This is a genomic window from Sphingomonas jejuensis, assembly GCF_011927695.1.
GTDB lineage: Bacteria > Pseudomonadota > Alphaproteobacteria > Sphingomonadales > Sphingomonadaceae > Sphingomonas_K > Sphingomonas_K jejuensis.
On sequence record NZ_JAATJE010000002.1, the window covers coordinates 602902 to 620240 of the forward strand.

Consider the following 17339-nt stretch of genomic DNA (forward strand, 5'->3'; position numbering starts at 1 on the left):
GGCGGCACGGTTACCGTGGGGTGAAGATCGCACCGTCTGGCAGGCTTCCTGCATGAAAGCGCCGACAGGGTGAACCCGGATTCGGCGAACGACCGCAGCGGCGCGCCCGGCAGCGCCTAATCGGCCGCCGCCGCCTTTAGCCTGTACAGCGCCTCCAGCGCCTCGCGCGGGGTGAGCGTGTCCGGATCGATCGCGGCGAGCGCCTCCTTCAGGGGGTCGGGCGCGGCTGCCGCTTCCTGCGCCGCTGCCGCAGCGAACAGCGGCAGGTCATCCAGTCCCGCCGCCACTCCGCCGGTTCGCGCGCGGCCCGCCTCCAGTGCCCCCAGCACGGTTTTTGCCCGCTGCACCACCGGCGGGGGCAGCCCGGCGAGCTTGGCGACCGCCAGGCCGTAGCTGCGGTCTGCCGCGCCGGGAGCAAGTTCGTGCAGCAGCACGAGGTCGCCCTTCCATTCGCGCGCGCGGACATGGTGAAGCGACAGCCCGTCGAGCGTGCCCGCAAGCCGGGTGAGCTCATGATAGTGGGTGGCGAAAAGGCAGCGGCATCGCAGTCGCTCCCCGATCGCCTCCACGACCGCCCAGGCAATCGCGAGCCCGTCATAGGTCGATGTGCCGCGCCCAACCTCGTCCAGGATGACGAAGCTGCGGTCGGTGGCGCCGGCCAGGATGGCGGCGGTTTCCACCATTTCCACCATGAAGGTCGACCGTCCGCGCGCAAGATTGTCGCTGGCGCCGACGCGGCTGAAGATGCGGTCCGCCAGACCAAGCGTCGCGCGGGTCGCGGGCACGAAGCTTCCGGCCTGCGCGAGCAGCAGGATGATCGCGTTCTGGCGCAGGAAGGTGGACTTGCCGCCCATGTTCGGGCCGGTCACCAGCCACAGGCGGCTGTCCGGCGAAAGGCGACAGTCATTGCCGACGAAGCGGCCGCCGGCCGCCGTCACGGCCGCCTCCACCACCGGGTGGCGGCCGCCTTCGATCTCAAGGCAGGGATGATCGACCAGTTCTGGCCGGCACCAGCCCGCCACCGCCGCCTGCTCCGCCAGTCCGGCGGAAACGTCGATGCGAGCCAGTGCGTCGGCCGTGGCGGCGATCGCGCGCGCGCGGTCGAGCACCAGGCCGAACAGCTCCTCCAGATGCGCGGCCTCCGCAACCTGCGCGTGAGCGCCCGCCTGCAGCACCCGGCTGGCCTGCTCGTGCAGTTCGGGAGCGTTGAAGCGCACGGCGCCCGCCATCGTCTGGCGGTGCGTGAAGCCGGAGTCGGCCGCCATCAGCCGGTCGGCCGCGCGCGCGGGCACCTCCACATGGTAGCCGAGCACATTGTTGTGACGGATCTTGAGCGCGGCGACCCCCGTGTCCGCACGGTACCTCGCTTCGAGAGCGGCGATCGCGCGCCGCCCCTCGCCACCGCTCGCCCGCAGCGCATCCAGCGCGGCGTCGTAGCCTTGCGCGATGAAGCCGCCCGCCGCAGCGTCGCCGGGCGGCTCCGGGACCAGCGCGCGCGACAGGTGATCGGTCAGGGCGGCATGTCCGTCCAGCCGCGGCAGCAGCTCGACCAGGAGCGGCGGGGTGCCGTCGGCCGGCAACAGCGCCGCGAGCCGCCGCGCGCCGATCAGCCCGTCGCGAAGATGTCCAAGGTCGCGCGGACTGCCGCGACCGGCAGCGACGCGGCCGAGCGCGCGGCCGATGTCGGGAAGCGCGCGCAGCGCCGTCCGCACGCTCTGCCGGTCCGGGCCATCGGCCGCAAAGCGCGCCACGAGCGCCAGTCGCGCCTCGGCATCCGCCCGGACGGTCAGCGGCGCCGCCAGGTCCGCCGCCAGCAGCCGGGCGCCCGCGCCCGTGACCGTGCGGTCAACGGCATCCAGCAGGCTTCCGGACCGCGACCCTTGCGCGCTGCGGCAGATCTCCAGGCTGTCCCGCGTCGCCGGGTCGATCGTCATCCGCTCCGTGCCGACCGGCACCGGCGGCTGCAGGAAGGGCAGGCGCCCGCGCCCGACATGGTCGAGATAGTCGACCAGCCCCGCCAGCGCCGCCAGGCCGGCATCTCCAGAGTTCGCGATCCCGTCGAGCGGCCCTTCACCAAACAGGGCGCCGAGGCGCGGGCGTGCGGCCTTTGCCGCGAAGGTCGCGCGGGGCCGCAGGACCGCATCGGCCGGCGCCCCTGCCATCCCGTCCGGCACGATCAGCTCGGCCGCGCCATAACGCGCCACCAGCCCGTCCAAGGTGTCGCCCGCGCCCACCTCCAGCCGGCCGGTTGAGATGTCCACCGCGGCCACGGCGACGCCGCCGCGTGGGCCCGATGCCGCCGCAAGCAGCCAGTTGGCGCTGCGCGAATCGAGCAGCGCATCCTCCGTCAGGGTGCCGGCCGTCACCACGCGGACGATGGCGCGTCCGACCAGCGTCTTGCCGCCGCGCTTCTTGGCCTCTGCAGGGCTTTCCGTCTGTTCTGCCACCGCCACGCGGAAGCCGGCGCGGATCAGCCGCGCCAGATAGCTGTCGGCGGAATGCACCGGCACCCCGCACATCGGCACCGGTGCGCCGCCATGTTCCCCCCGGTGCGTGAGCGCGATGTCGAGAGCGGCGGCGGCGGCACGCGCATCATCGAAGAACAACTCGAAGAAGTCGCCCATGCGGAAGAACAGCAGGGCGTCCGCGGCTTCGGCCTTGAGCGCCAGATACTGCGCCATCATGGGCGTGGGGGCGGGATCGGCCATGCCGCCGCTTAGCCGACCGGCGCGGCCGCATGGAAGCGTCGCGCGCCTTGCCGCCGACGCATCCGGTGGTCAAAGAGGGAGGCGGCATCGGGAGAGTGGCAAGTGAGCGAGGGATCGAACGTCCAGTTCTCCGAACGGGAGGCCCTGAACTTCCATGCCGAGGGACGCCCCGGCAAGATCGAGATCATCGCATCGAAGCCGATGGCGACACAGCGCGACCTGTCGCTGGCCTATTCGCCGGGCGTCGCCGTGCCGGTGCGCGCGATCGCTGCAAACCCGGCATGTGCCTATGATTACACGGCAAAGGGGAACCTTGTTGCCGTAATCTCGAATGGTACCGCTATCTTGGGACTCGGGAACCTCGGCGCGCTGGCATCCAAGCCGGTGATGGAAGGCAAGGCGGTGCTGTTCAAGCGCTTCGCCGACGTCGACTCGATCGATCTGGAGCTGGCGACAGAGGACGTCGATCGCTTCATCGATGCCGTGGCGCTGCTGGAGCCGAGCTTTGGCGGCATCAACCTTGAGGACATCAAGGCGCCCGAATGCTTCATCATCGAGCAGACCCTGCGCGAACGGATGAACATCCCGGTCTTCCATGACGACCAGCACGGCACCGCCATCATCACGGCAGCCGGCCTGATCAACGCCTGCCTGCTCACCGGACGCGATCTCGGCGACATCAACGTGGTGGTGAACGGCGCCGGCGCAGCCGCGCTCGCCTGCACCGACCTCATCAAGGCGATGGGCGTGCCATCCGACCGGGTGCTGATCTGCGACCGGCAGGGCGTCATCTATCGCGGCCGCACCGACCAGATGGATCAGTTCAAGTCGGCGCATGCGGTGGAGACGGACCGCCGCACGTTGACGGAGGCGCTGGAGGGCGCCGATGTCTTCCTGGGCCTGTCGGCGGCCGGCGCGCTGAAGCCCGAGATGGTCCGCCACATGGCGCCGCGCCCGATCATCTTCGCGATGGCGAACCCCGATCCGGAGATCACGCCGCCGGAGGCCAAGGCCGCGCGCCCGGACGCGATCATCGCCACCGGCCGTTCCGATTATCCCAACCAGGTCAACAACGTCCTTGGCTTTCCCTTTATCTTTCGCGGCGCGCTCGACGTGCGCGCGACCGGCATCAACGACGAGATGAAGATCGCCGCCGCCAACGCCATCGCGGCGCTTGCGCGGCAGCGCGTGCCGGAGGAGGTCGCCGCCGCCTATGGCGGTCGTGTTCACAGCTTCGGCCCCGAATACATCATCCCCGCGCCGTTCGATCCGCGGTTGATGGAGGTGGTGCCAGCCGCCGTCGCGCAGGCGGCGATGGATTCGGGCGTCGCCACCCGCGCGATCGAGGACATGGCGGCCTATCGCCTGCAGCTGCGGTCGCGCCTCAACCCCACGACCGCCGTGCTGACCCTCGCCTATGAGGCGGCGCGCGCCGCGCCCAAGCGGGTGGTGTTCGCCGAGGGCGAGGAAGAGGTGGTGCTGCGTGCCGCCATTCAGTTCAAGGACGGTGGCCTCGGCACGCCCGTTCTGGTCGGGCGCGACGACGTCCATGACCGGCTGCGCAAGCTCGGCGTCGACCGGCCGGAGGACTATGAGGTCCACAACAGCCGCGTCTCGCCGCTCGTCCCGCAGATGGTCGATCGCCTCTACGCGCGGCTGCAGCGAAAGGGCTATCTGCGGCGCGAGTGCGAGCGGATGGTCAACCGGGATCGCAACATCTTCGCCGCGCTGATGCTGGAGCTCGGCGAGGCCGATGCGATGATCACGGGCACCACGCGCACCTTTGCGCAGTCGCTTCGCGAGGTCAGCCGGGTGATCGGGCACAAGCCCGGGCGGATCGCGTTCGGCATCCACATGGTGGTGCGCCAGTCGCAAACCGTGTTCATCGCCGACACCACCGTCAACGAGCGGCCGAGCGCGGCCGAACTGGCCGACATCGCGGAGGAGACCGCCGCCGTCGCGCGCCGCATGGGGCAGGAGCCCCGCGTTGCCTTCATGAGCTATTCCAACTTCGGCAATCCACCGGGGCGCTGGCTCGACAACATCCGCGAGGCCGTGTCGCTTCTCGATACGCGCGACACCGGGTTCGAATATGAAGGCGAAATGGCGCCCGACGCCGCGCTCAACCCGGAGGTGATGAAGAACTATCCCTTCAGCCGGCTGTCGGGCCCGGCCAACATTCTGGTCATGCCCGGACTCCAGTCGGCCAACATCTCGGCCAAGCTGCTGCGCGAGCTTGGCGGCGGCACGATGATCGGCCCCATGCTCGTCGGCATGGACAAGCCCGTGCAGATCGCGACCATGTCGTCGACGGCATCCGACCTGCTGACGCTTGCCGTGCTGGCCGCCGCCGGGATCGCGCGGTGAGCAGGCGGTGAACCAAGGGGTTCAGTGCGGGTTCAAGGCGCCGGTGCCAGTGCCGCACCGATCTTACCGGAGCCTGCCCTTGAACATCCGCATCCTGTCCGCCCTTGCCGCCCCCATGGCGATCGTCGCCGCTCAGCCGGCGACCGCCCAGACCACGGACATCGCCCGCGTTCAGCAGCACCTTCGTGCGCTCGATTCGATGGTGGCGGATTTCAGCCAGACCGACCGGCAGGGCCGCGTGCTGACCGGCACCATGACGCTGAAGCGGCCGGGCCGCATCCGCTTTCAATATGAAGAAGGCGTGCCGCTGCTGATCGTCAGCGACGGGCGTGCGCTCACCCTGATCGACTATCAGGTCAAGCAGGTGCAGCGCTGGCCGATCGGCAATTCGCCCCTGTCCGTGCTCCTCGACCCATCGCGCGACATCACGCGCTATGCCCGGCTGCGCCCGACCGGCGACCCGCGCATCCTGTCGGTGGAAGCGCGCGATCCGCGCCGGCCGGAATATGGCGTGATCACGCTTGCCTTCCTGCGTGATGCCTCGGCGCCCGCCGGTCTGCGGCTGCAGGGATGGGTGGCGCTCGATTCGCAGGGCAACCGCACCACCATCCGGCTCAGCAACCAGCGCTTCAACGTTCCCGTCGCCGACAGTGCGTTTCGCTGGACCGATCCGCGGCGGACCGGCGCCAATCAGCGCTGAAGCACGATTTCCGGGGCATTGTTCAGCAAGTCGAAAGGCGTCGTCGGCTAAACGCAGGGTATCGGTTGCCGATCAGGTTTCCCTGTTTCCCTGGGTCGGAGTCGATCAAGACGGATGCCCATTCCATCCGCCGGGCCCTCGTCCCCCGTTCGGGACGGGGGCCTTTTCTTTTCCCCGGCCAAGGCGCTAGGCGCTCGGCATGCCGATCAGCATCGCTTCCTGGAACATCAATTCGGTGCGCGCACGCATCGGGATCGTTGAGGATTTCCTCGACCACGCAAAGCCCGATATCCTGTGCCTGCAGGAGACCAAGGCGCGCGACGACGTGTTCCCTTTCGACGCCTTCCGGTCGCGCGGGTACGACCACATCGTGGTGCACGGCCAACCGATGCATCACGGCGTCGCGATCGTCAGCCGGGTGCCCCTGAAAGAGGACGACCGGCTCGACTGGCAGGCGAACGGCGAGGCGCGCCATGTCGGCGTGCGGCTGGAAAACGGCTTGCGGCTGGAGAATGTCTATGTGCCCGCCGGCGGCGACGTTCCGGATCGGACCGTAAACCCGAAGTTCGGGCAGAAGCTCGATTTCCTCGAGCGCATGATCGCCTGGTCCGCCGCGCTCGATGTGCCGACGCTGCTGGTAGGCGACTTCAACGTGGCGCCCCTCGAAAGCGACGTCTGGAGCCACAAGCAGCTGCTCGACGTCGTCAGCCACACGCCGATCGAGGTCGAGACGCTTGCCCGCTTGCAGGCCGCACATGACTGGGTTGATCTCGGCCGGCGCTTCGTGCCCCCGCCGGAGCGGCTCTACACCTGGTGGAGCTACCGCGCGAAGGACTGGGCGGCGTCCGACCGCGGCCGACGGCTGGACCATATGTGGGCGAGCGCGGCGGTGGCCGCGGCGGCCACCGCGCACCGGGTGCACGAGGAGTGCCGCGCCTGGCTGAAGCCATCCGACCACGTCCCCATCGTCACCGAGTTCGATCTTTGAGCGACGCGCGTGCCGCTGCCCGCGCCGTGGATGCGCTTCGCCGCGGCTGGCCGATCCGGGTCGGCGACGGCGGCGCGGGGCTGACGGTGCTGGCGGTCGAAAGCGCCGATGACGTGCGGCTCGCGTCTTTCGCCCCCCACTCGCTGCTGCTGTCCGGCGGGCGGGCCGCGACGCTGAAGCTCGCCAACCAGCGCGACGCAGGCCATGGCGACGCGCCGGTCCTGATCGCCCGCGCACCATGGATCGACCTGGCCGGTGCGGTCGCGATTTCCGACCCCACGCTTGATCTCGCCACGCCGTTGAAGGGACCGTTCGAGGCACTGCCGCTCGTCAACCGGGAGGCCGCCACGGCGGCGCTGGAGCTTGCCCGCATCGCCGGGCTGCTACCGGCCTTCTTCGTCGGCGAGGCGGAGCCCGCGGCCATCGTCACGCCCGCCGATGTGTCGGCGCACGAGGCGGTGGAAAGCCTGGCGATCGTCACCCGCGCGCGCCTGCCGGTCGCGGCTGCCGAGATCTCGGAGATCGTCGCCTTCCGCCGGCCGCACGATGCGGCAGAGCATGTCGCGCTGATCGTCGGTCGGCCGGACGGCACGCCGCCGCTCGTCCGCCTGCACAGCGAATGCCTCACCGGGGACGTGCTCGGCTCGCTTCGTTGCGACTGCGGTCCGCAATTGTCCGGTGCGCTTCGCGCGATCGGCGGGGCGGGGTGGGGAATCCTCCTCTACCTGCGGCAGGAAGGGCGCGGGATCGGGCTGGTGAACAAGCTCAGAGCCTATCGGCTGCAGGACCAGGGCTTCGACACCTATGATGCCAACGTGCGACTGGGCTTTGCCATGGACGCGCGCGACTTCCGCGTTGCGGCACGGATGCTGACGCTGTTGGGGCAGAGCCGCATCCGCTTGCTCACCAACAACCCGGCGAAGGTCGATGCGCTTCGTGCCGCCGGCATTGCCGTGCAGGAGCGGGTGCCGCTCGCCATCCCCGCCAATCCGCACAACCACGCTTATCTTGACGCAAAGCGTGACCGCACCGGGCACCAGCTCTAGCGGGCTGCGACCCCCTCCCCCACGTCGATCTGCAGCAGCGTGGCCACCTCGACGAAGCTGGCGGCAACGACGTCCGCGCCCTCGTCCCGCAGCCGCTGCGCATGCCCGACGGCGCAGTGCCGCCCTGCGCACAGGCCGACAACAAAGCCGCCCGACTTGGCCGCCCCGCGAACCCCGATCGGAGAATCCTCGATGATCGCGCAATCCTCGATCCGCACGCCCAGTTGGCGCGCGGCATGGAGGTAGAGGTCTGGCGCAGGCTTGCCATGCTCCACATGCTCCTGCCCGCTGTAGAGGTGCGGACCGAACCGGCCGGCGAGCCCGATATGCTCCAGGTGCCGCTCAAGCCAGCGCGTCCGGCTGGACGAGGCGACGGCGACCGGAAGCGCCGGGGGCAGCGCGCGCACGAACGCGATGGCGCCGTCCACCGGGTCAAGCCCGGCGGCCAGCACCCGCTCGTTCTCCGCGCGCCGCACCTCGAAGAAGTCTTCGGGCAGCGCGCGGCCGATCCGGGCCTCCACCGCGTCGGTGAACCAGTGACCCGACAGCCCCATGAAGTGCCGCATCGTCTCCTCGACGTCGATCGGATGACCGATGCCGGTCAGATAGTCTGCAAGGTGGCGGTTTCCTTCATATTCGCTTTCGATCAGCACGCCGTCGAAATCGAACAGGATGGCCTTGGGCGTCATGCCCGCTCTCCGAACAGGGCGGTGCCGATGCGCACATGCGTGGCGCCGATGGTCACCGCGGTTTCAAAGTCGCCCGACATGCCCATGCTGAGCCGTGGCAGGCCGGCATCGTGGCCGAGCTTGGCGAGCAGCGCGAAATAGGGTGCCGGCTCGACATCGGCGGGGGGCAGGCACATTAATCCGCCGATCGTCAGTCCGCGATCGCTGGCACGGTCCAGAAGGCTCGGCAGGTCACGCGGGGCGACACCGCCCTTCTGCGGCTCCTCGCCGACATTGACCTGCACGAACAGCTCGGGCGCGGTGCCGGCATCGGCCACCGCCTTGCCAAGCGCATCCACAAGGCTTGGACGATCGACCGAGTGGATGGCGTCAAACAGCCGCACAGCATCGGCCGCCTTGTTGGATTGCAGCGATCCGATCAGGTGGAGACGGATGTCAGGGGCGGCGGCACGCAGCGCCGGCCATTTGCCCTCCGCCTCCTGCACACGATTTTCACCGAACGCGCGGTGGCCCGCGTCGATCAGCGGCCGGATCTCGTCGGCCGTGCGCGTTTTCGATACGGCGATCAGCGTCACGGATGCGGGGTCGCGGCGCGCTGTCCGCGCGGCACGGCTGATCGCGTGCTGGATCTCGGCCAGGCGGCGGGCGGGCTCTTCATGCTGCATTGCGGGGCGCTATAGGACGATGAGATGCCCGCCCGCCACCCCATGCCGCTCCCCCGGCTCTGGCTGTTCACGGATGAGCGGCAGGGCGATGCGTTGTTCCCGGCGGTCGAGCGCCTGCCGCGGGGCGCGGGGATGATCTTTCGTCATTATTCGCTCGGCGAAGCAGATCGCGCGGCGCTGTTCGCGCGGCTGCGGAGGCTGACCCGTCTGCGGGGCGTGGTGATCCTTTGGGCGGGCCGCGTTGAGGATGCTCTCCGCCACGGGGCCGACGGGGTTCATGGCTGGAGCAGGTCGCGCACGCATCGACCACTGCTGCGCACCGCGCCGGTGCACGACCGGCGGCAACTGATCCGCGCGCAGCGGATGGGGGTGGACGCCGTCTTCCTGTCGCCAGTCTTCGCCACCAGGTCGCACCCCGGGGCGCGGCCGCTCGGCCGCAGCCGCTTCGGCCTTGTGGCAGAAGGGGCAACGATACCGGTGGTCGCCTTAGGCGGCGTCAGGCGCGACCCGCATTTGCCTGGATCATGGGGCTATGCGGCAATCGACGGGCTGACACCCGGCGTTGGAGGTCAGAAGCGGAACGCGGTACCGAGATAGACGGCCTGGCTGTCCGGTCGCTCATCGGCGCGGGCCTGCAGCCGGTCACGTTCTGCGCTGTAGCGGACGCCCGCCGTCAGATCGATGTTGCGGGTGAGCCTGTAGGATCCGCCCACGTCCACCGAATAGCTGCCGCCTTCAGACACCAGCCGCGACGTGCCGCGCGGCTCGTCGCGCTGTGCCTGGATGCGGGCGGTCCACCGCGGCGCATTGTAGCTGACGCCAACGTCCACCCGCTCCCGGCTGCCCGGAAGCGGCCCGGTGTCGACATGCCGCACGTCGCCGTCCAGCGAGAAGCGGCGCCAGCCGACAGAGGCGCCGAGATTGTAGGCGACAGGCGCGATCCCGACGCCGGCGGCTTCCTGGCTCTGGGCAGCGACTCGCTCGGCGACGCTTGCCGGTCGGTTGCTCGACGACCGCACCGCGACGGTCATGGCCCGCGCGGTGCCGCGCACGGCCGATGATGGCGTGAAGCGAAGATTGCCCCCCAAAGCACCGGCACGCAGCAGGCTGGCGGCGAGTCGCGGATCGGCGGCTGCGGGGGTGAAGGTGCCGATCGAGCGAGTCGGCGCCGGACGCGCAACCCGCCGATCAACCGTGCTCGGCGCGCCAACCGCAGGCACGACAGCGAGGGCGGACGCAATCAACGCGCCTCCCGCAACCGCCAGCCAAGCGCGCCCGACCTTCATCACGTCCCCTGATACGACTTCGGCATTCCGCTTACAGGAATTACGATCGAACCGACAATCACGCTCCCGCGCCGCCGGTCGAATCCTCCACCCTGTTGCAAATGGCCCACAACAGGACCTCTACGCGCGACATGGTTAACGGATGCCGAACCCCTTACAAAAATGCTCAACCCGCCAGATCAGGCGAGCATGCTCGGCTTCGCGGCACGGCCTGCCTTCGGCGGGCACCATCGCGTTGATCTGCGTGTCGCTGAGCGTGGTCGCCATGAACAGGGCCGCCGCCTCCCCCGCATCGTCGATCGCTGCGCGCCCGGAGTACGCCCAGCGTTGGAACAGCGCGGCCACCTCCGCCGTCACCTCGTCGCGCCCACGGCAATAGAACTGGCGCGCGAACACCGGGTCGCGAAGGCTTTCCGCGATCATGATCCGCATCATCGCGACGGCGCTGGGTGCGTTCAGGAAGTCGTGGAAGCGCAGAGCCAGCGTCTTCAGCGCCTCGCAGCAGGTGTCCGCGCCGTCCACCGCCTCCATCAGCCCGGCAAGCTTCATCTCGCGGCTGCGCTCCATCACCGCCTTCAGAAGGCCCTGCTTGTTCTCGAAATGGCTGTAGAGCGTCGCCAGCGATCCGCCCGACCGCTCCACAACAGCCGCCAGGCTTGTGCGCTCGAACCCGCGCTACATGAACAAGGCCTCCGCCGCGTCCAGCATCGCCTGCCGGCGGTCGTCACGGCGCGTGGCGCCGGCGGGCTGGCACGGAGGGATCAACAGCGGCTCCTTTTTCCATTTGACGTGTAATCATCATTACAATATTGCGCCGCACAATCAACTGTTCAGATCCTGCCCTCAACGGAGAAACGGTCCATGCGACCCCTTCGGCCCATCCTTTCGGCAAGCCTTCTTCTGGTTCTTGCCGGCTGCGGCGGCGGTGCCGATCAGCAGCAGGGCGGTGCCCCGCCGCCGCCGGAGGTGAGCGTGATGACGGTCAGGTCGCAGCCCGTCACCAACGTCGTCGAGCTGCCAGGACGCGTGCAGGCGTTCCGGATCGCCGAGGTTCGCAGCCGGGTCGACGGCATCGTCCAGGCGCGCGTGTTCGACGAAGGCAGTGATGTGCGGGCCGGTGCCGTGCTGTTCCGCATCGATCCGCGTGAGTTCCGGGCGACGCTGAGCGGCGCGCGCGCATCGCTGGCCCGCGCCCGCGCCACGCTCGCCAACGCACAGGCGGTCGTGCGCCGGTATCAGCCGTTGCTGGCTGACGGCGCGGTCAGCCGCCAGGAATATGACGCGGCGGTGGCCGCTGTCCGGACGGCGGAAGCGGACGTGCAGCAGAACGCCGCGCAGGTGGAAACCGCGCAGCTCGGCCTCGGCTATTCAACCGTGACGGCGCCGATTTCCGGCCGCGTCGGGCGGGCGGCGGTGACCGAGGGCGCCTATGTCACCGCGAACCAGGCCGAGCCGCTCACCCGGATCGAACAGATCGACCGTGTCTATGTGAATTTCGGCCAGTCGAGTTCCGACCTCCTCAATCTGCGGCAGGAGATCAGCTCGGGCCGACTCAACCTCGGCAACGTCAATCGTATCCCGGTCAACCTGATCCTTGAGGACGGCACCGTCTACGGCAACGCCGGCTTCATCGACTTCTTCGACCTGTCGATCGACGAGGCGACGGGCACCGCGGCGCTGCGCGCCGAGTTCACCAACCCGGGTCGCATGCTGATCCCCGGACAGTTCGTGCGGGCGCGCATCCAGGCCGGAACGCGACCCGGAGGCATCGTCGTGCCGCAGCGTGCGGTGCAGATGTCGACGCAGGGCGGATCCGTGATGGTGGTCGGCCGCAACAACGTGGCCGAGGCTCGTCCCGTGCGGGTCGGCGACCTGCAGGGTGGCTCCTGGGTCGTCCTGTCCGGGTTGCGCGAGGGCGACCGGGTGATCGTCGATGGCGCGCAGAAGGTTCAGCCGGGTCAACCCGTCCGCATCGCCGCGCCCGGCGGACCGCCGCCGTCGGCCGGTGGGCGTGCACCCACCCGTCCGGCCGGGCAGGCCGCGCCCGGGACCCAGGCGCCCGGTGCGAACGCACCGGGCGGCACAGCACCGCAGGGCACGTCCTCCGCGCAAGGGAACTGATCGCCCATGTCGCCCCGTTTCTTCATCGACCGCCCGATCTTCGCCTGGGTGATCGCGCTCGGCATCCTCCTGTCGGGCTTCATCGCGCTGCGCGCGCTGCCGATCGAGCAATACCCAAGCGTCGCGCCGCCCTCGCTCACCATCACCTTCACCTATCCGGGCGCCGACGCCCAGGTGCTGGAGACCAACGTCACCCAGGTGATCGAGCAGGAGCTGAACGGGGTCGAGGGCTTCCTCTACATGGCCTCGTCCAGCCAGTCGAACGGCACGGCGACGGTCACCATCACGTTCGAGGCGGGCACCGACATCGACACCGCGCAGGTCGATGTGCAGAACCGCCTGCGCCGCGTGGAGCAGCGCCTGCCGGAAGAAGTCCGGCGCCAGGGCGTCCAGGTGGAGGAGGCCAATACCGGCTTCCTGATGATCATCGCGATCACCTCCAAGTCGGGCAACACGCCGACCCTGGAGCTTGGCAATTATGCCTCCAGCCGCATCGTCGACGAGCTCCGCCGCATCGAAGGCGTGGGCAACATCCAGTCCTTCTCGCCGCCCTACGCCATGCGCATCTGGCTCGATCCGGAAAAGGTCGCGAGCTACGGCCTGTCCTCGGCCGACGTGCTGGCTGCCGTGCGCGAACAGAACAGCCAGACCCCGGGCGGGCAGATCGGCGACCAGCCGACGGCCGAAGGGGCCGAGATCAATGCCACGGTGGTGACGCAGGGGCGCCTCCAGACGCCCGAAGAGTTCCAGCAGATCATCCTGCGCGCCAACCCCGACGGGTCTGCGGTTCGCCTAGCCGATGTGGGGCGGGTGGAGCTTGGCGCGGAATCCTATCTCTTTTCCACGGAGCTGAACGGGCGCACGATGGCGGGCATCGCCGTGCAGCAGACGCCGGGCGCGAACGCGCTTGCAACCGCAGAGGCGGTGAAGGTGCGGCTGGAGGAGCTGTCCGCAGGCTTCCCGCAGGATATAGGCTACGCCATCCCGTTCGATACCACGCCCTTCATCGAGGTGTCGGTGGAAGAGGTGGTCAAGACGCTGGTCGAGGCGATGGTGCTTGTCTTCCTCGTCATGTTCCTGTTCCTGCAGAACTGGCGCGCGACCCTGATCCCCACCATCGTCGTTCCGATCGCGCTGGCCGGTGCGGCCTTGGGGCTGTGGCTGTTCGGCTTTTCGATCAACGTCCTGACGCTGTTCGGCATGGTGCTGGCCATCGGCATTCTCGTCGATGACGCCATCGTCGTGATCGAGAATGTGGAGCGCATCATGCGCGACGAGGGCCTGTCGCCGTACAAGGCGACGGTGAAGGCGATGGGGCAGATCACCACCGCCATCATCGGCATCACGCTGGTGCTCATCTCTGTGTTCATTCCGATGGCGTTCTTCCCCGGATCGACGGGCGGCATCTACCGCCAGTTCTCCGTGACGCTCGCCATCTCGATCGGCTTCTCGGCACTGCTCGCGCTGACGCTTACCCCGGCGCTTTGCGCCACCTTCCTGAAGCCGCATGCCGAGGAATCGGCGCCGCGCCAGGGCCGCATCGGCCAGGCCACCGACCGCTTCTTCAACGGCTTCAACAACTGGTTCGGGCGGACCACCGACCGGTATCAGCACGGTGTCGGCCGAATCCTGAGCGCGCCACTGCGCTTCCTGGCCGTGTTCGTTCTGCTCGTCGGGCTCGCCGCCTTCCTGTTCTTCCGACTGCCGGGCGCGTTCCTGCCGCAGGAGGATCAGGGCTATCTGATCACGGTCATCCAGGCGCCGCCGGGAGCCACCACGCAGCGCACGGACATCGCCGGCAACGTGGTGAAGGCCTTCTATCAGCAGCAGCCGCAGGTCGCGAACACGGTTTATGTGCGCGGCTTCTCCTTCTTCGGGCAGGGTCAGGCGAATGCCATCGCCTTCACCTCGCTTCATCCCTGGGAGGAACGCGAAGGCGTCGAGAACAGCGCGTCCACGCTTGCCGGCAAGGCCATGGGCGCCTTCATGAGCATCAAGGAAGCGATGGTCTTTTCGCTGTCGCCGCCGTCGATCCAGGAACTCGGCACCGCAAGCGGCTTCACCTTCAAGCTCGAGGACCGCGCCAACGCCGGCTATCCCGCGCTGCTCGCCGCGCGAAACCAGCTGCTCGGCCTCGCCATGCAGAGCCCCGTGCTGGTCGGCGTCCGGCCGGAAGGGCAGGAGGACGCGCCTCAGCTGCGCGTGAACATCGATCGTGTGCAGGCGCGCGCGCTCGGGCTGTCGATCGGCGAGGTCAATGCCGCGCTCGGCCTCGCCTTCGGCTCCGCCTACGCCAACGACTTCACCCGCGACGGCCGCATCCTGCGCGTGCTGCTGCAGGCCGACGCGCCGCAGCGGATGACGCCTGACGACCTGCTGAACCTTCCCGTGCGCAACGCGGCGGGCGGCATCGTGCCGTTCGGGTCCTTCGCCGATGTCGAATGGACTGCGGGCCCCCCGCAGCTGCAGCGCTACAACGGCTATGCAGCGATGACGATTTCCGGACAGGCCGCGCCCGGCCGCTCGACCGGCGAGGCGATGGCCGAGATGGCGCGCCTGGCCGAGCAGCTGCCCGACGGATTCGACTTCGAATGGACCGGCATCTCCTATGAGGAACAGCAGTCGGCGGGTCAGATCGGCCTTCTGCTGGCATTGTCGATGGTGGTCGTGTTCCTGGTGCTGGCGGCACTTTACGAAAGCTGGGTGGTACCGATCGCGGTGCTTCTGGTGGTGCCGCTCGGCGTGCTCGGATCGGTGATCTTCTCGATGCTCCGCGGTCTGTCGGCGGACGTGTACTTCAACGTCGGCCTCATCACGATCATCGGCCTGTCCGCCAAGAACGCCATCCTGATCGTGGAGTTCGCGATCGAGGCGGAGGCGGAGGGCAAGAACGCCTTCGATGCCACGATGGAGGCGGTGAAGCTGCGCCTGCGCCCGATCATCATGACCTCGCTCGCCTTCATCCTCGGCATGGTGCCGCTGGTGATCGCCAGCGGTGCCGGCGCCGCCAGCCGCATCGCGGTCGGCACGGGCGTGATGGGCGGGATGATCGCAGCGACCCTGCTCGGCATCTTCTTCATCCCGCTCTTCTACCTTGCGGTCCGCAAATACCTGTCCAAGCGCCGCCCACCCGCGCCGGGTGAGAAGCGCGGCCCGGATGGCGAGATCCTGGAGGCCCGGCCCCACCATGCGTAAGCCGTTCGTCGTCACTGCCGCGCTGCTGCTCGCCGGCTGCAACCTCGCGCCGCCGCACACGCTGCCGACCGCACCCACGCCGGCCGACTATGTCGATCCGTCGGGCGTGGTGCCGGGTGTGCGAGCGACCGAGATCGGCTGGCGCGACTTCTTCGCCGATCCGCGGCTGGAGGCGCTGGTGGCAGAGGCGTTGCGCCGCAATCGCGACCTCGCGGTCGCCGTCGGCCGCATCGAGGAGGCGCGCGCCACCTACCGCATCCAGGATGCCGATCGCTTACCCACCATCGGCGGCAATCTTGGCGCGTCGCGGACGCGCACCGGCACGGCGGGACTGGGGCAGTTCGGCGGGCTTGCGGGCGGCGCCGTCATTCCGCCGGTCGATGGCGAGGACGGCGAGGGCGACGGGACTGCCGACACGCCCAGCGGGTTCACCTTCAACCAGTTCACGGCCAACGTCGGCGTGTCCGCGTTCGAGCTCGATTTCTGGGGCCGGGTCCGCAACCTGTCGCAGGCCGCGCGCGACCAGTATCTGGCGACGGTGGAGGCGGAGCGTGCCTTCCGCCTGACCCTGATCCGCGACGTCGCCTCCGCCTATCTGTCCGCGCGAGAGGCGGACGAGCGCATCGTGCTGGCGCAGCGGACAGTGGAGAGCCGCCAGCGTGGCCTGGCGCTCGCCCGGCGCCGCTTCGAGGCGGGCGTCACGTCCTCGCTCGACTTCCGCCAGGCCGAGGCGCTGCTGACCCAGGCGGAGACGGAGCTGGGAGCCGTGCGGCTGCAGCGCGCGCAGGCCGACAATCTGCTGATGGTTCTGGTCGGCGGGCCGACCACCGCTTCGCTGCCCACGCCGCTCACATTGGCGCAGCAGGTCACCCCCACCGTTGCGGCGGGACTGCCGTCCGAGCTGCTGGTTGCACGTCCCGACGTGCTGCAGGCGGAGCTTCAGCTGCGAGCCTCGCGTGCGAACATCGGCGCGGCGCGAGCTGCCTTCTTCCCGTCGATCTCGCTCACCGGTACCCTCGGCTTTGCATCCAACGAGCTTGGCGATCTCTTCACCGATCGCGGCTTCACCTATTCGGTCGGGCCCGCGCTTTCGCTGCCGATCTTCGACTGGGGCCGGCGCGAGGCACAGCTGGATGTCGCCCGTGCGCGGGAGAACATCGCGGTCGCCACCTATGAACGCACCGTCCAAGGCGCGTTCCAGGAGGTGTCGGATGCTCTCGCCGGCCGCCGCTACCTGTCGGATCAGGTCGCCGCGGCCACCCGCGCGGTCGAGGCGCAGGAGCGGATCGTCGGCGTCGCGCGCGCGCGCTACCGCGAAGGCGTCTCCACCTTCCTCGAGGTGCTGGATGCGGAGCGCGAGCTTTTCACCGCGCAGTCCGCGCTCCTCCAGCTGCGCCGACAGGAAGCACTCAACCGCGTCTCGCTCTATGTCGCGCTGGGCGGTGGACTGGTGGAAGGCGCGCCCGCCAGCTGACGCGACCATCGATGGACGAAGGTGGCGCGGGCGCCGCAAAGGGCTAAACCGTCGGGGCGTTTCCGGGTCCGATCCTGCGGGCGCTGCGTTACCCGTTCGT

The 17339-nt window shown here is 69.1% G+C and carries 13 protein-coding genes and 1 pseudogene; 8 read left to right on the forward strand and 6 right to left on the reverse strand.

The window, feature by feature from the left end; translation table 11 throughout:
- Nucleotides 1–116 precede the first annotated feature (116 nt).
- Nucleotides 117–2708 (reverse strand): DNA mismatch repair protein MutS, encoded by a 2592-nt coding sequence (gene mutS / locus GGR88_RS12585; protein WP_245196915.1) that lies wholly within the window; start codon nucleotides 2706–2708, stop codon nucleotides 117–119.
- A gap of 102 nt (nucleotides 2709–2810) precedes the next feature.
- Between mutS and GGR88_RS12590 the strand changes: the two genes are divergently transcribed.
- The 4 genes from GGR88_RS12590 to ribA all read left to right on the forward strand — a co-directional run bounded on the left by GGR88_RS12590 (nucleotide 2811) and on the right by ribA (nucleotide 7809).
- Complete coding sequence (locus tag GGR88_RS12590) at nucleotides 2811–5075, forward strand: phosphate acyltransferase (protein WP_167955525.1); 2265 nt, start codon at nucleotides 2811–2813, stop codon at nucleotides 5073–5075.
- 115 nt (nucleotides 5076–5190) lie between these two features.
- Nucleotides 5191–5775, forward strand: coding sequence for a LolA family protein (locus GGR88_RS12595; protein ID WP_167956226.1), 585 nt, complete (start codon nucleotides 5191–5193; stop codon nucleotides 5773–5775).
- A gap of 199 nt (nucleotides 5776–5974) precedes the next feature.
- Nucleotides 5975–6763, forward strand: coding sequence for an exodeoxyribonuclease III (locus GGR88_RS12600; protein ID WP_209023392.1), 789 nt, complete (start codon nucleotides 5975–5977; stop codon nucleotides 6761–6763).
- Entirely contained in the window at nucleotides 6760–7809 is a 1050-nt protein-coding gene (gene ribA, locus GGR88_RS12605; protein WP_167955527.1) for a GTP cyclohydrolase II, read from the forward strand. Before GGR88_RS12600 ends, ribA begins: the two co-directional genes overlap by 4 nt.
- Here ribA and GGR88_RS12610 read toward each other — a convergent pair.
- Both GGR88_RS12610 and GGR88_RS12615 read right to left on the reverse strand, forming a co-directional pair.
- Nucleotides 7806–8498 carry an HAD family hydrolase gene (locus GGR88_RS12610; protein ID WP_167955529.1) on the reverse strand — a complete coding sequence of 231 codons (693 nt, stop codon included), beginning with the start codon at nucleotides 8496–8498 and terminating at the stop codon, nucleotides 7806–7808. The genes ribA and GGR88_RS12610 overlap by 4 nt on opposite strands.
- Nucleotides 8495–9163, reverse strand: a complete 669-nt coding sequence (locus tag GGR88_RS12615; protein WP_167955531.1) for a YggS family pyridoxal phosphate-dependent enzyme — start codon at nucleotides 9161–9163, stop codon at nucleotides 8495–8497. Before GGR88_RS12615 ends, GGR88_RS12610 begins: the two co-directional genes overlap by 4 nt.
- 24 nt (nucleotides 9164–9187) lie before the next feature.
- Between GGR88_RS12615 and GGR88_RS12620 the strand changes: the two genes are divergently transcribed.
- A complete protein-coding gene (locus GGR88_RS12620; protein WP_167955533.1) occupies nucleotides 9188–9760 on the forward strand; it encodes a thiamine phosphate synthase in 573 nt (190 codons plus the stop codon).
- On the opposite strand, the gene GGR88_RS12625 is transcribed toward GGR88_RS12620, so the two are convergent.
- The 3 genes and pseudogenes from GGR88_RS12625 to GGR88_RS15535 form a co-directional block, all read right to left on the reverse strand.
- Nucleotides 9733–10449 carry a porin gene (locus tag GGR88_RS12625; RefSeq protein ID WP_167955535.1) on the reverse strand — a complete coding sequence of 239 codons (717 nt, stop codon included), beginning with the start codon at nucleotides 10447–10449 and terminating at the stop codon, nucleotides 9733–9735. The genes GGR88_RS12620 and GGR88_RS12625 overlap by 28 nt on opposite strands.
- A 135-nt stretch (nucleotides 10450–10584) precedes the next feature.
- Nucleotides 10585–11016, reverse strand: a complete 432-nt coding sequence (locus GGR88_RS12630) for a TetR/AcrR family transcriptional regulator C-terminal domain-containing protein (protein ID WP_342449819.1) — start codon at nucleotides 11014–11016, stop codon at nucleotides 10585–10587.
- Nucleotides 11017–11028: 12 nt separating this feature from the next.
- Nucleotides 11029–11112 (reverse strand): annotated as a pseudogene (locus GGR88_RS15535) (TetR family transcriptional regulator); the annotation flags it as partial.
- A 198-nt stretch (nucleotides 11113–11310) separates the two neighbouring features.
- On the opposite strand from GGR88_RS15535, the gene GGR88_RS12635 reads away from it, so the two are divergent.
- From GGR88_RS12635 to GGR88_RS12645, 3 genes are read left to right on the forward strand one after another with little or no spacing between them, the layout of a single operon-like run.
- A complete protein-coding gene (locus tag GGR88_RS12635) occupies nucleotides 11311–12570 on the forward strand; it encodes an efflux RND transporter periplasmic adaptor subunit (RefSeq protein WP_167955539.1) in 1260 nt (419 codons plus the stop codon).
- Nucleotides 12571–12576: 6 nt separating this feature from the next.
- Entirely contained in the window at nucleotides 12577–15765 is a 3189-nt protein-coding gene (locus GGR88_RS12640; RefSeq protein ID WP_167955541.1) for an efflux RND transporter permease subunit, read from the forward strand.
- Nucleotides 15758–17239, forward strand: a complete 1482-nt coding sequence (locus GGR88_RS12645) for an efflux transporter outer membrane subunit (RefSeq protein ID WP_167955543.1) — start codon at nucleotides 15758–15760, stop codon at nucleotides 17237–17239. The genes GGR88_RS12640 and GGR88_RS12645 overlap by 8 nt, the downstream gene beginning before the upstream one ends.
- Nucleotides 17240–17339: the final 100 nt, after the last annotated feature.

What these genes read in the sequence shown, in the direction of transcription:
- mutS (WP_245196915.1), bottom strand. Translation starts at nt 2,708, where the DNA reads ATGGCCGATCCCGCCCCCACGCCCATGATGGCGCAGTATCTGGCGCTC.
- GGR88_RS12595 (WP_167956226.1), top strand. Translation starts at nt 5,191, where the DNA reads ATGGCGATCGTCGCCGCTCAGCCGGCGACCGCCCAGACCACGGACATC.
- GGR88_RS12600 (WP_209023392.1), top strand. Translation starts at nt 5,975, where the DNA reads ATGCCGATCAGCATCGCTTCCTGGAACATCAATTCGGTGCGCGCACGC.
- GGR88_RS12610 (WP_167955529.1), bottom strand. Translation starts at nt 8,498, where the DNA reads ATGACGCCCAAGGCCATCCTGTTCGATTTCGACGGCGTGCTGATCGAA.
- GGR88_RS12615 (WP_167955531.1), bottom strand. Translation starts at nt 9,163, where the DNA reads ATGCAGCATGAAGAGCCCGCCCGCCGCCTGGCCGAGATCCAGCACGCG.
- GGR88_RS12620 (WP_167955533.1), top strand. Translation starts at nt 9,188, where the DNA reads ATGCCCGCCCGCCACCCCATGCCGCTCCCCCGGCTCTGGCTGTTCACG.
- GGR88_RS12625 (WP_167955535.1), bottom strand. Translation starts at nt 10,449, where the DNA reads ATGAAGGTCGGGCGCGCTTGGCTGGCGGTTGCGGGAGGCGCGTTGATT.
- GGR88_RS12630 (WP_342449819.1), bottom strand. Translation starts at nt 11,016, where the DNA reads ATGGAGCGCAGCCGCGAGATGAAGCTTGCCGGGCTGATGGAGGCGGTG.
- GGR88_RS12635 (WP_167955539.1), top strand. Translation starts at nt 11,311, where the DNA reads ATGCGACCCCTTCGGCCCATCCTTTCGGCAAGCCTTCTTCTGGTTCTT.
- GGR88_RS12640 (WP_167955541.1), top strand. Translation starts at nt 12,577, where the DNA reads ATGTCGCCCCGTTTCTTCATCGACCGCCCGATCTTCGCCTGGGTGATC.
- GGR88_RS12645 (WP_167955543.1), top strand. Translation starts at nt 15,758, where the DNA reads ATGCGTAAGCCGTTCGTCGTCACTGCCGCGCTGCTGCTCGCCGGCTGC.